General features: G+C 32.6%; 7 protein-coding genes. 4 read left to right on the plus strand and 3 right to left on the minus strand.

Annotated features, from left to right (window positions below):
- Positions 1-14 precede the first annotated feature (14 nt).
- Positions 15-3,146, minus strand: coding sequence for a SusC/RagA family TonB-linked outer membrane protein (locus OIU83_RS19690; protein WP_264207973.1), 3,132 nt, complete (start codon positions 3,144-3,146; stop codon positions 15-17).
- Positions 3,147-3,489: 343 nt separating this feature from the next.
- On the opposite strand from OIU83_RS19690, the gene OIU83_RS19695 reads away from it, so the two are divergent.
- Positions 3,490-6,366 carry a triple tyrosine motif-containing protein gene (locus OIU83_RS19695; protein ID WP_264207974.1) on the plus strand — a complete coding sequence of 959 codons (2,877 nt, stop codon included), beginning with the start codon at positions 3,490-3,492 and terminating at the stop codon, positions 6,364-6,366.
- Positions 6,367-6,417: 51 nt separating this feature from the next.
- Here the strand turns inward: OIU83_RS19695 and OIU83_RS19700 are convergent, their stop codons facing one another.
- Complete coding sequence (locus OIU83_RS19700) at positions 6,418-7,701, minus strand: UDP-N-acetylmuramoyl-tripeptide--D-alanyl-D-alanine ligase (RefSeq protein WP_264207975.1); 1,284 nt, start codon at positions 7,699-7,701, stop codon at positions 6,418-6,420.
- Positions 7,702-7,766: 65 nt separating this feature from the next.
- A complete protein-coding gene (gene gldJ, locus OIU83_RS19705) occupies positions 7,767-9,455 on the minus strand; it encodes a gliding motility lipoprotein GldJ (RefSeq protein ID WP_264207976.1) in 1,689 nt (562 codons plus the stop codon).
- A gap of 222 nt (positions 9,456-9,677) precedes the next feature.
- Between gldJ and porU the strand changes: the two genes are divergently transcribed.
- From porU to cdd, 3 genes are all read left to right on the plus strand, one after another.
- Positions 9,678-13,520: a type IX secretion system sortase PorU gene (gene porU / locus OIU83_RS19710; protein ID WP_264207977.1), complete on the plus strand. Its 3,843-nt coding sequence runs from the start codon at positions 9,678-9,680 to the stop codon at positions 13,518-13,520.
- A 37-nt stretch (positions 13,521-13,557) separates the two neighbouring features.
- Positions 13,558-14,727, plus strand: coding sequence for a type IX secretion system outer membrane channel protein PorV (gene porV, locus OIU83_RS19715; protein WP_264207978.1), 1,170 nt, complete (start codon positions 13,558-13,560; stop codon positions 14,725-14,727).
- A 74-nt stretch (positions 14,728-14,801) separates the two neighbouring features.
- Positions 14,802-15,284 (plus strand): cytidine deaminase, encoded by a 483-nt coding sequence (gene cdd, locus OIU83_RS19720; protein ID WP_264207979.1) that lies wholly within the window; start codon positions 14,802-14,804, stop codon positions 15,282-15,284.
- Positions 15,285-15,367 lie beyond the last annotated feature (83 nt).

Genomic DNA, 15,367 nt, shown 5'->3' on the forward strand with positions numbered 1-15,367 from the left:
ATTATATTTTTAAATTAAAATTGTAAATTAACTCCAAACATGTATGTCTTGGCTTGAGGATAAAAACCTCTATCTACGCCTTGCACATTGTTTACACCTGCAGTAGTTGCTCCTCCAATTTCAGGATCATAACCCGTATATTTAGTAATTGTGAACAAGTTTTCACCTGTTACATAAACTCTTACTTTTTGTAATGAAATGCTGTTTATCCATTCTTTTGGAAATGAATATCCAAACTGAATAGTTTTAAATCTAAAGAAATCACCGTTTTGTAAATGAAAGTTTGATGGGTTGTTAAAGTTATTATTAGTATCAGCATTAGTAACTCTAGGATAAGTGTTTGAAGTTCCTTCTCCTGTCCAACGTCCTAAAACTTCTGTTTGATAATTCGCATTTAAAACATCTAATCTTCTTAATCCTTGATAAATTTTATTCCCTCCAGCTCCTTGACCAAAAACTAATAAGTCGAAACCACGGTAATCTAAGTTCAATGTTAAACCATAAGTGAATTTAGGTAATGAACTACCTAAGAAACCTCTATCATCTGCTGTAATTTTACCATCACCATTAGTATCTTCCCAACGGAAATCTCCAGGTTTAGCATTTGGTTGAATTAAACCACCTGCAGTATTTTTATAAGCATCAATTTCTGCTTGGTTTTGAAAAATACCAGCTGTTTTAAATCCGTAGAATGAATTATAAGCATGACCTACTTCTGTCCTATTGATTTCATAAGTTGTAGATTGAACTTTTTCGGTACCAACAACAAAGTTTACTCCTTTGTCTATGTACGTAACTTCATTTTCTACATAAGAGAAATTACCGTTTACAGAAAGGTTTAATGCTCCTATTTTTTTACGATATCCTAATTCAATATCAATACCCTTATTCTGCATATCTGCTAAGTTTGCATAAGAATCTCCCGAAACACCTACAAATCCAGGAACTGGTACTTTCATAATAATACCTGATGTTTTTTTCTTGAAGAAATCAACAGTTAAATTAAAGTCATGAAGAAAACTAGTTTCAAAACCAATGTTAACTTGTTTAGTTTCTTCCCATTTTAAATCAGGATTTGGAATTGCGTTTGGACTTTGTCCCGGAATCGGTAATCCATCAGCACCGATAGTATAATTTCTTTTAATTCCAATAGTAGATAAGTATAAGAAATCTGGAGAAGAATCGTTACCTGTTACTCCGTAACCTCCTCTAATTTTTAATGTGTTTATAATGTTATTTTCTTTCCAAAATTCTTCTTTTGATGGTACCCAACCTAGCGAAGCAGATGGGAAAGTTCCGTATTTATTGTTTGGTCCAAATCTTGTAGATCCATCACGACGGATAATCCCAGAGAAGATATATTTTTCCTTGTAATCATAATTTAATCTTGAAAAAACTGATTGTACTCTGTGCTCTACAGCAAGTGCATTATAAGCATTCGCAATTTTATCTTTTGCCGGAACATCTACATTAAAAGATGCATCTGCATGAGTTGTAGCGGGAATTCCTCTATAGGTAATATCGTTACCAGAAGTAATATTATCCACATAAGTACCAACTCCCAATAAAACATTGAAATGATGGTCCCCTAATTTTTTATCATAATTTAAAGTATTCTCCCAGTTCCAACTAAATGATTTTTTATAAGATCTAAAAAGCTCATTTGTATTTTTTACTGTAGCATTATTCAAATAATAAACCGGAGTAAAATTGTCTGATCCGTAAAAAGCTAATTTTCCACCAGCGATTGATTTAAATTTTAATCCTTTTATTAATTCTGCTTCAACATATATGTTCCCAACAAAATTATCAGCAAAATCATTATTACCTAATCTTGTTTGAGTATAAGCCAAAGGATTTGTATTTTCCTGAATAACATTAGTCGAGATACCATAATAATTTCCATTCCCGTCTTTAAGTGCATTTGCAGGGAATGTTTTATATACATCTGGATTAGTTTCAATAACTGGAGTCAATGGATCTAGATTTATTGCAGATGCCAAAGGACCTCCAAACTCATTGTTCGTGTTTCCAATACCAATAGTTTTTTCATGAGAATAACCTAAAGTTTGTCCAACTTTAATATAATTCCCAAGTTTATGTGTTGAGTTTAATCGAATATTTTTTCTGTTGTAATTAGAAATATCTGTAGTTACGATACCTTCCTGATCTATTAAACCAAAAGACATAAAAAACGTAGATACATCGTTACCCCCACTAATACTTAACTCCTGAGAAAGACGTTGAGCGTGTTGATTAAAAATGGCTTTTTGCCAATCTGTTCCTGTTCCGAATGAATTAATTTGAGCCTGTGTATACTTAGGAGTCCCTCCCGCATTAACAGCAGATTCATTCATAATCATTGCATATTGTGATGCATTAAGTAAGTCAAGTTTTTTTGCAGGAGCCGATGTTCCTGAATAACCATTGTAATTAACAGTTATCCTTCCCGCTTTTCCTTTTTTGGTAGTAACCAGTATTACCCCAGCTGCAGCACGAGAACCATAAATAGCTCCCGAAGCACCATCTTTTAATACCTCGATAGATTCGATATCAGATTGATTTAGGTAACCGATACCTCCATTATCAACAACTACACCATCAACAACCCATAAAGGATCATTATTGTTCAAAGTAGTAAAACCACGAACACGTATTGTAGAAGCAGATCCCGGTTGCCCAGCATTTGCAGCAATAGATACACCCGAAACTCTACCTTGTAAAGCTTGTTCTACTCTTGTTATTGGGAGGTTTTCTAAATCTTTGGCTTTAACGCTGGAAATAGCACCTGTTACCACACTTCTCTTTTGAGTACCATAACCTACAACAACAACCTCATTTAACGTTTGTGATTCAGAATGCAACTGAACTACAATTTTGTTTCTCCCATTTACAGGTTCCTGAACAGTACTATACCCTATAAAGCTAATTGAAAGAACACCATTAGAAGGTACTTGAATTTGAAATTTTCCGTCAAAATCAGAAGATGTACCCTTTGACGATCCTTTTATTAAAACAGATGCACCTGGAACTGGCATTCCATTTTCATCATTAACTACTCCATTGACAGTAATGTCCTGTGCCTGTGCTATAACAGAGAATAGTAATGCTGAAAAACAAAAAATAAGTAATTTTGTTAATTTCATTTTTCTAAAAATTTTGGTTAATTAATTAGTAATTTGATGCAATAATAAAGTTAATTTTCTAAGATCAATAATTAAAAATCATTACAAAAACACATCAAACTATAAATTAATACTTAACAAAAACACATCAAATATTTTACACTAAACTGATTTACATGTAATTACAAAATAAATAATACTGTTATCAAAATGTTAAGTAAAAAAATAAACACTACATTTATGAAATATAAAGTATTTTAGCTTTTATTAGAAATAATTCAAATAAAACGCAATAATTCAACTTTCATATTTAAGAATAAAGCAGATAATAAAACATAAGCCATAAAACCACCTACGATAAATTATGAAATCAATAAATAAATATATTACACTATTTCTTGTTTTTATACTACCATTAAATCACTTTAGCCAAGTTAAAAGCATTGGACTCCCAAAAATTAAAAACTATAAACGAACAGAATATAAAGGAGGAACTCAAAACTGGAATATTGACCAAGACAAAAATGGGAATCTATATTTTGCCAACAATAGCGGTTTGATTCAATTTGACGGATCTAATTGGCACAAATATTCACTGCCAAACAACTCTGCAATTAGAAGTTTAAAAATCGATGATTCAGGTAAAATTTTCGTGGGAGGAAATGATGAATTTGGTTATTTCAAAAGCAATAATAAAGGAGAATTTAAATATTTTTCAGTTTCTAAATTGATTCCTAAAAACCAAAGAAAAAACATCAATCTCATATGGAGAATACATATATATAATGGTGAAGTAGTTTTTCAATCTTTTACAAAAGTATTTTTCTTTAAAAACAACAAGTTAAGATCTATAGATGCCCCTAATAAATTTCAGTTTTCATTTTTAATAAACAACAGACTTTACTTCCAGGATAAAATATTGGGAATACTAGAATACAAAAACAATAAACTAACTCCTTTAGCGGGTACAACAGCATTGAACAATTCGGAAATATGGGCCATGTTTCCACTCCCTGATAATAAATTATTGATTGCTACTCTGGAAAGGGGACTCTTTACATACGACAATCATACAGTCAAACCTTGGGGTACTGAAGCTAATATTTTCATAAAAAAAAATACTTCTCTTGGAGGAACAATCATAAAAAATAAATTCATTGTTCTTAATTCAGTTCTAAACGGAATTGCAATTTGTGATATGAATGGAAAAATAATACAGCATTTAAACCATCAAAAAGGAATATTAAACAATACAATACTTACTTCATTTGTAGATAACAAAAATAATTTATGGCTTGGTCTGGATAACGGAATTACTTTTATAAATGAAAATTCTCCTTTTACCTATTTCGACTATAGTTATAATTTAGGAACTGTATATGCATCTGTAATCCATAATGGCTATCTATATGTCGCCACAAATCAAGGTTTATTTTATCATCCTTGGAGCAAGCCTTTCAATGACGAGCCTTTTACAAGAGTAGAAGGTACAATTGCTCAGGTATGGAATATACAGGTTATAAAAAACACGTTGTTATGCGCCAGTAATAGCGGTGCGCTGATAATAGAAGAAAACAAGGTTGTAAAAACGCTCGATAGCAGAGGTTATTTTGGCTTTAAACTCATTCCTAATCATGAAGACTATATTATAGGAGAAAATTACAATGGCTTTTCTATATTTAAAAAGACTCCAAGCGGAATAGAATTTATAAATCAGGTAGAAGGATTTGATGAAACAACAAATACTTTCGAAATTCAGCTTGACGAAAATTATTTGTGGCTAAAAAAAGATCCTTATTTATATCAAATGACCTTATCGGATGATCTTAAAAAATTTGTATTTATAAAAAAACATTCTCAAATAAATCCGTATTACAAAGGCATAGGGAGCTTACAGCAAATAGAAGACAAAATATATTTTCAATCAAAGAACCATTTTTTTAGATATTCAAAGGAACAAGAAAACTTCTTTGAAGACAAAAAACTGAGTGCATTATTTAGTAAAGTTCCTTCTATAAACACATTAAAAGAAGATGCTTATGGAAACTTATGGTTTGCCTTTAATGAATCATTAGGTGTATTTATAAAAAACAAAAATGACAATTACACATTAAAAGAAGCTCCTTTCACAAATTTGACTGGCAATTTGGTAAACAACTACATCTCAATAAATACTGTTGATCCCAGCAATATTTTTATAGGTTTAACAGATGGACTGACACATTACAACTCAGAGACCTCAAGTGACTACATAACAAAACCAAAAGCCTTTATCGAAAGCTTTTCATTCCCGGGCGATACTATAGTTACAGGAAACATAAATACCGATGAAGAGTATAATATTCCATATAGCTCAAATCATGTTAAATTCACTTTCTCATCTCCAACATATGAGAATCAGGAGAATGTGAAATACTCCTACAAACTAGAGCCCTTTGATGATAATTGGCGTAATTGGTCTACAATGTCCATAAAGGAATACACCAACCTGAGAGAAGGCGAATATACAATGAAAGTAAAGGCAAAAAACAGTTACGGAATTGAATCTGACATAACCGAAATACACTTTACAATTTCTCCACCTTGGTATAGACATTTTATGGCTTATATCATATATTTTATAGTTGCTCTGATAGCAATTTATATAATATCCAACAGAATACAGCTAAAAATTAGAAGGAATAAATATTACGAAACAATCGAACAAAGAAGATTATATCTTGAAAAAGAATCCAAAATAAGGCATGAACAACATGAATTAGAAAAAGAAATAGAAAGACTTAAAAGCGACAAGCTTCAAATAAAAATACTAGCGAAGGATAAGGAACTTGTAAATAATTCTTTGCAAGTAGTAAAGAAAAACAAAATATTAAATGGAATTATAGGTAAACTTAAAGACATTGACACCAATATTCTTGACGATTCTACAAAATTTGAGTTTAACAAGTTACATAAAAGCATCGTAAAAGAAGTCAACACAGATAAAAGCTGGAAAGACCTTGAGAAACACATAAAAAACGTGCATTTTGAATTCTTAAAACGATTAAAAGAAAAATACCCTAAAATATCACCTAGAGAACTTGATCTTGCAACTTATTTACTAATGAACATGTCTACCAAGGAAATCGCCGAGATCATGAATATTTCCAATGGCGGTGTTGAATTAGCGCGCTACCGATTAAGAAAAAAACTGGATTTAAACAAAAAAGAAAACCTTATAGGTTTTTTAATGAGTATTTAAACATAAAAAACGGCATCTAAATAGATGCCGTTTTTTATGTTTCTTAATCTTTTATATATAATTCAAGGTTCTTTCCAGCGCCATTCCTCTGGATCCTTTAATAAGGATAGTCTGCTCATTAAAACTTGCAGTTCCTAAATAATGAGTCAAAGCATCAAATGAGTCAAAAAAATAAAAATTCTCTTTATCAACTTTATGCTTATAAAAAGAAGGTCCTATGAAATAACATTTTGTTTTATTTTCATTTAAAAGCGACGTCACAATAAATTTATGCTCCTGGTCACTTTCAACCCCAAGCTCAAACATATCACCTAGAATCATCACTTTATTTTCTTTCTCTAACTGAATAAAATTCTCGATCGCAACTGCCATACTACTCGGATTTGCGTTATAAGCATCTAGAATAATCTCATTACTTCCCTTTTTCAATAATTGAGACCGATTATTTTCTGGTATATAACTCTCCAAAGCCTCTTTAATAGCGATATCTTCTAATTTAAAATATTTCCCTACTGCCAATGCAGCACTTATATTATTAGCATTGTACAACCCGATTAAATGTGAAGTAATTTTTTGATTATCAAACTCTAAAACTACAAATGGATTCGCAGTAATAGAACTTACAATAACATCGGCATTAGATTTATTAAATCCGAACGAATAGTTTTTAATCTTACTTGTCTTTTCTACCTGAATTGGATCATCCAGATTAACAAACGCAATTTTATCATGGACAAAAAGATAATTATACAATTCACTTTTTCCTTCGATCACACCCAAAACACCACCAAATCCTTCAAGATGTGCTTTACCAAAATTAGTTACATATCCAAAATCAGGCTGAGCAAGTTCACATAAAAATTCTATTTCTTTCTTATGATTAGCTCCCATTTCCACTATACCTATTTCCGTTTCTTTAGTAAACGACAGTAAAGTTAAAGGCACTCCAATGTGATTGTTTAAATTCCCAATTGTAGCTTTGGTATTGTACTTTTTTGAGAGCACAACATTCATCAATTCCTTTGTAGTAGTTTTTCCATTACTCCCTGTTAAAGCTATGATAGGTAGCTGTAAATAGTTACGATGAAACTTTGCAAGTTCTTGTAGCGCTACCAAGCTATCTTTTACCAAGATTGTTCTTTGATCTATAAAATAAGAGACATTGTCAATTATAACAAATAATGCTCCTTTTTGCAGTGCTTCTTCAGCGAATGTGTTTGCATCAAAATTATCTCCTTTTATAGCAAAAAACATTGAATTACGCTCTATTTTACGGGTATCAGTTGAAACTGACTGGCATTGTAAAAATAAATTATGAATGTGAGCAATATCCATTTCAAAACAGATTTTAAACAATAAAAGCCCTAATCAAAGGGCTTTTATTACTATTATTAATTTTCTTAATTTCTAGGTGATTTTCTTCTTTCAGTCTTAGGACCTACTCTAGACATTGCACATCTGAAACCAATGTAATCAGTTGCCATATCTTGTGGAAAATATCTTCTTTGAGCTGGATCTAACCAATATGCTCTATCTCTCCAAGAACCTCCTTTATAAACTCTAACATTATCATTTATTAAAGTTGTTCTCTTGCTAGACTTGTCATATTTTCTAACCATATTACCTAAACTATCTGTTGTTACATTGTGTTTAGGAGAATTATACATAGCTTGTTTAGCTTTCTCTGCTGGTGTTACTTCTGCATCAGAAGCTCCAAAATCATAATATTTAGATGATTGTTTATCTCCATCTCTATAATTGATATTATCACTTGTAGAGAAGTTTTGTCTCAAATATGTTTCTTGTTCATCAACTGGAACTTGTGCAATATCTCCAGGGAAATTTCTTGCTACAATTTTACCATTACTTAATGTATCGTATTTGATATTCTCTTTAGTAACAATCTCTATTTTACCATCTTTACCAATTTTGTTTTTAGCATATTGGTTACCTCTAAAATAGTTAAAGTCATTACCTTCATTATCGATAAGAGGTCTGTAAACATCGGCAACCCATTCGGCTACGTTTCCAGCCATATCATACAATCCAAAATCATTTGCAGGATACTTTTTAACTTCGTTTGTAATATCTGCACCGTCATCAGACCATCCAGCTATACCACCGTAATCACCATTACCTTGTTTAAAGTTTGCCAATTGATCTCCTCTTGTTCCTCTTTTTGCAGAACGAGTATAATCTCCAGACCAAGGATATTTCTTTTGTCCTTTATATATATTGTACTCTCTTTGTCCAACATCTGCTGCTGCAGCATATTCCCACTCTGCTTCGGTTGGCAATCTATATTCTGGTAAAAGAATTCCTGAAGAACGTTGTGCGTACACATTTTTAGGTTCTTCGGCAGTTTCACCTTTTTTGGCTCTTTTAACTTTTTTTCCTTCTTTTAAAACAATTTCTTCATTTCCACCAAACGTAGATGTTGGCGCAAGAAGATATGTATCTGTATTGAAATTACTTTCAGCACTAACATCTGATGTTTTAGCGCCTTTTTTAAGATATCCTCTTTTTTCCAAAAGAGCTTCATTTACACGATTTGTTCTCCATTTACTAAACTCTACAGCTTGAATCCAGTTCACACCAACTACAGGGTAATTAGCATAAGCAGGATGTCTTAAGTAGTTATTAGTCATTGTTTCATTATAACCTAAACGATTTCTCCAAACCAAGGTATCTGGCGAAGCCCCTTCATATATATGTTTGTAATTTTCTTCTGTAGGTGGAAATACTTTTTTCAACCATTCAAGATATTCTAGGTACATCATGTTTGTCACCTCAGTCTCATCCATATAAAAAGACTGAACGTGTTGTTGTGTTGGAGTATTGTTCCAATCATGCATAACATCATCCTGAACTTTACCCATTGTAAATGTTCCTCCTTCTACAAAAACTAGTCCTGGTCCCGCTTGTTGTTTTTTATTGGAAACGTTTTGCGCCGTTCCATTAATTTTATTAACGTCCCAACCCGTAGCTCTTGATGCACTTGAACTAGATTTTTTACTACAGCTAGCCATTCCCAGCACCAATGTCATAGATAACATCAACTGTAAGGCCATAATTTTGTTTACTTTCATACTCTTTAGTAGGTAATAATTTAGGTGCTGCAATATAATAATTAAAATTAATTTGCAACATCAATTATAAAAACAATTATAAAAATTTCATGCACCTGATTTTTATCAAATCATATCACATAACTCGAACGCAAAAATATACTTTTTATTATTCACTATAACACTAAATACTATATTTTTACTTGCCAGAATATAACTATAACATTTTTGTTAAAGCGCACAATGAAAAAGACCCTACTAACCTATTTTATCTTTCTATATATCAGTTCTTTTGCACAAACAAAAGACGAAGTCATTATAAACTGGCTTGATAAAAAAGACATATATTTTGGTAGTTTTAAAGTAAATACACCCGTCTTTTCTGGCAATAGTTACCATTTAAACGGAGACACTAAGACCATTTTATTTACCTTAAACCTTACACAATCGAATTATTCCGAAAATAGTACGGTACAATTATCCAATATAGTTTACGAAACAATATCCGAAAATCAGCTTGGTGATTTAACATTAAAAAACATCCCAAAAACCACCAATGAATCCCTAAGAATTACATCGGCAAGAGGGATCAAACAGGCTTTTCTTAAGCTATCTCCAATAATTAATGATGGAAACGGATATAAAAGAATAAAATCCTTCACCTATAATATAACAACAACTTCCAGAACCAACACTACTTCAAGAATAACATCAAAAAAGAATGCAGGCATATCCAATTCCGTTTTATCATCTGGCGATTGGTATCGTTTTTACATAGAGAAATCGGGTGTCTATAAAATCTCCAAAAGCTTTATACAAAGCTTAGGGCTGGATATAAGTAGAACCAATCCGAAAACAATAAAAATATTTGGAAATGGTGGCAGAATGCTCCCTTTATCTAATGCTATTTACTACCCTGATGATTTAACCGAGAATGCTATTCAAATCATTGGCGAAAATGACGGTAGTTTTGATAATGAAGATTATATCCTATTTTATGCCGAAGGTGTAAACACATGGAACAACGAAAGCAAAACCTATAGTAATTTATACGACAATAAATCATATTACTATATAACAACCCAAGGAGGCGATGGCAAGAGAATCTCCCAAATGATGCCTCCTACCGGAAGTAGTACCATAAACATCTCGACATTTGATGATCACCAATACCATGAAAAAGACCTTATTAATATTGCACATTTAGGTCGAGAATGGTACGGCGAAGCATTTGATATTAACAATGAACAAGAATTTGATTTTAACTTCCCAAACATTGACATAGCAACTCCTGTAAAAATACAAGTAAAAGCAGCATCCGCAGCATATACAGACACTTCATTTAAAATTACTGCTAATGGTCAAGATGTAGGAAATATTATTTTCTCCCCAATAACCACCAACATTCCTGATATTAAATTTTTCACAGATACCCTACGCCCAAGCAGACTATTTACTGGAGCTGAAAACTTAAAAATAAAACTAACATACAACAACAATAGTGTTCCCGGATCAAAAGGATACTTAGACCGGATTAGCCTTATTGCAAAAAGAAAACTACAAGGTTATGGAAAACAATTTATCTTTCAATACGACCTGGCGAGTTCGAGTATAGGAATTGCAAATTACAACATCACAAACACAAATGGAATAAGTCAGGTTTGGGACGTTACCGATATATATAATGTTAGTACTATCGAAAATCCAAATCAAGCTACAATAAATTTTAAAGCTCAACTTGGAGAAGTTAGAAAATACATTGCTATCGACCCTTCGGATTATTACACTCCTCTTAAAGACAATAAAACCAAAATAGCAAATCAAAACATCAAAGGAACCATCTTCAAAAATAATCAAAACTCTTTTCAAGACATCGACTATGTAATCATAGCCCCTTCTTTTTTATTGAATCAAGCCGAAAAATTAGCATCATTTCATAGATCTTATTCAAAATTAAATGTAAAAGTAATCTCATTAGAATCTATCTATCAAGAATTCTCATCGGGAAAACAAGATATTGCAGCCATTCGTAATTGTATTAAATACATCTACGATAACGGATCGACCCTAGATAAAAAAGTCAAATACGTTAACCTTTTCGGTGATGCTTCTTTTGATTACAAAAACAGAATCGCAAACAATGGAAATATTGTACCTATATATTACTCTTTGGTAAGCAACACCACAGCAGAATTTTCATTTGCATCTGATGATTTTTATGGATTAATGGATACTGATGAAGGAAATATAACTTCCGATTACGGTGGAATTGACATAGCCGTAGGAAGAATGCTTGTTAATGACACCAAACAAGCAGATGAGATGGTCAATAAAGTACTCGAATATCACGATATAAAATCATACGGAAATTGGAAAAACAACTTCATATTGGTCGCTGATGATTCAGATAAAGCCACAGACGCTACATTACAAAGTCGACAAAATAAATTAGCAGATCTCATCTCAACCGAAAAACCTTTTTTTAATGTTGATAAGATTCTTCTAGACTCTTATGTACAAGAAGCCTCTTCAGGAGGTTCAAGATACCCTAAAGCAAGAACTGATTTATTTAATGCATTCGAAAAAGGAGCACTTGTTCTTAATTATTTAGGTCATGGTGGTGAAGATGGTCTTGCCAGCGAACGAATTTGGGAAAAAGCAGATGGGCAAAACTTAAACAATCGATATAAATACCCTTTATTCATAACCATTACTTGCGAATTCTCTAGATTTGACGATCCAACCAGACCTACAGCTGGTGAATATACATTTTGGAATCCAAAAGGAGGAGCTATCGCCATGCTTACAACCATAAGGTCTATTAGCCAGTATGGCGGCCAAAATCTCAACGATTCTTTATCCAAAAACCTATTATCATACGGATCAAATCAGTATCCTGCAATTTCCGAATCATTACGATTAACCAAAAATAGCGATCCTAGTTCCTCTAGCAATATCATTGTTTATATAGGTGACCCTGCTTTAATGCTAGCAATTCCAAAACCAAAAATAAAACTCACCAAAGTAAATGATGTTATTACCTCGCAACCAATTGATGATTTCAAATCACTTGCAAAAATTAAATTATCGGGTGAAATAACAGATGAAAACAATAACCTGCTAACAAATTACAACGGTGAATTAACTACTGCTATTTTCGACAAATTCATCACCTCCTCAACCCTTAACAACGATGGCTTTAGTCCACCAATGCAATTTATTACTTTGGGAGAAACCATATTTAGAGGTAATGCCTCAATAAAAAATGGCTTATTCGAATTTAGTTTTGTAGTACCAAGAGACATTAGAATCCCCTTAGGGAACGGAAGAATAAGTTTTTACGCCAAAAAACAACAACTCCTTGAGAACCAAACTGGTTACGACACCACTATAAAAATAGGAGGAATAAATGAAAATGCACCTAAGGACAATATTAGTCCAAAAGTGCAGTTATATATGAACGACGAAACATTTGTATCTGGAGGAGTTACAAATGAATCTCCTTTCCTACTTGCAAATCTGGAAGATGAAAATGGAATAAATACAGCAAGCGGAATTGGTCATGACATTGTCGCTATTTTGGATGGAGACGTTAGTAATCCTTATATATTAAACGATTACTACCAAACTAAATTAGATGATTACACACACGGAACATTACGTTTTCCGTTTCGTAATCTGGCAGTAGGATTACATACCGTTACCTTAACAGCTTGGGATGTGTATAATAATCCGGTTACTGCCGAAATTCAGTTTGTCGTCTCTGGAGATGATAAAATAACATTAACGCATGTATTAAATTACCCAAATCCGTTCACAACCTATACTGAATTTTGGTTCTCACACAACAAACCTTACGAACCTTTAGAGGTTCAGATACAAGTAATGACTATTACTGGAAAAGTAGTTTGGACTAAAAATCAAATTGTTACTACCGAAGGTTTTTTATCACGGGACATAACATGGAATGGTCGGGATGATTTTGGTGATCGAATTGGAAAAGGAGTTTATATTTATAAACTCACAGTTAGATCGAATACAACAAATAAAAAAGCAGAAAAAATAGAAAAACTTGTCATACTTTAATTAAATATTATATTTGTTTACCATTTTAAAAAACTAGATGAAAAAAACTACCCTCATTTTAATCTGCCTTTTTATCGTTTCTTTAGCCAAGGCACAAGAAAGAACAATCACAACTGCAGTGCCCTTTTTATTAGTAGCTGCCGACGCTAGAGCAGCAGGTATGGCCGACCAAGGTGTCGCCACATCTGTAGATGCTTTTTCTCAACAATGGAACCCCGCAAAATTTGCCTTCTCCGAAGACAAGCAGGGATTCTCCGTTAGTTATACCCCATATTTAACCGATTTGGTTAATGATGTATCGCTAGGACAACTTACTTATTTCAACAAAGTAAATGATAGAAGTGCATTTGCAGCGAGTTTTCGTTATTTTGGTTTCGGTGATATCGAATTACGATCAACTGATAGCCCAGATGAAGCAGTAAATATCGTTTCCCCAAATGAATTAGCCCTAGATGGATCTTACTCTCTAAAATTAAGCGAAAAATTTTCGATGGCAGTAGCTGGACGATACATTCGTTCTAATTTAAAAATTGCTTCAGCCGATGTAGATGCATCCGCCGCAAGTTCTTTTGCAGTAGACATTGCAGGTTTCTATCAATCTGAAGAAATTGCTTATAATGATTTCAACGGAAGATGGAGAGGGGGATTCAACATCCAGAACTTAGGACCAAAAATAAAATACGATAGCGATGAACTTAATGCTAATTTCTTACCTGCTAATTTAAAAGTAGGTGGAGGTTTTGATTTCATTTTAGACGACTACAACAAACTAGCTGTAGGTGTAGAATTTAGTAAACTACTGGTTCCAACACCTCAAAATCCAGATTTAAATGGAGATGGTGTTGTAACTCCGGAAGAAAGAAATCAAAACAACGAAGACTACCGATCAATAAGTTGGGTGTCTGGAGTTTTTAAATCTTTTGGAGATGCTCCGGGAGGTTTTAGCGAAGAACTAAAAGAGATTACTTATAGCATTGGTGCAGAATATATGTATCAGGATTCTTTTGCTTTCCGACTAGGTTATTTTCACGAAAGTCCAGAAAAAGGAGCTAGAAAATTCTTTTCTCTAGGGGCAGGATTTAAATATAATGTCGTTAAAGTCGATGTTTCATATTTATTTTCTACTTCAAACGTAAAAAATCCACTAGAAAATACACTTCGTTTCTCACTTACCTTTAACTTTGGCGACAAATACGAGGTATACTAATATATAAAACAAATAAATTACAACAATCCAAATTTCACATTTTAGAAATTTGGATTTTTTTTCCTAAATATATAATGAAAGAAATATCAATAACAACGCAATTTTCAGTATTTGAATCTATCGAAGAACTTTCAAATGACATTCAAAACTTAATGAACGAAGCAATCGCTATTCGCAAAAAAGCATATGCACCATATTCTAAATTTAGAGTTGGCGCAGCATTACTTTTAGATAATGGCAAAATTGTTTTAGGTTCAAATCAAGAAAATGCAGCATACCCTTCGGGACTTTGTGCAGAACGCGTGGCTATTTTTCACGCAGGTGCTATTTATCCTGATGCAAAAATTTTAAAAATTGCAATTACAGCTGCTTCCGATACAAATCAAACAAAAGCCCCTATTCCGCCATGTGGATCTTGCAGACAATCAATTGCAGAATACGAAATAAAACAAGAAACCCCTATCGAAATTTATTTCATGGGAGAAATAGGTGTAATTTATCAATCGGCATCCCTAAAAAATTTACTTCCTTTTATGTTTGATAAAAAGTTCTTGTAAAAAAAACCAAAAATTAGCTTTTAAATTTTAGTTCTTAGTAGGAATGTCTTATTTTTGCATCCCGACCCTTCGGGCGCAAATTT

The sequence above is a fragment of the Flavobacterium shii genome, assembly GCF_025847235.1.
Lineage (GTDB): Bacteria > Bacteroidota > Bacteroidia > Flavobacteriales > Flavobacteriaceae > Flavobacterium > Flavobacterium shii.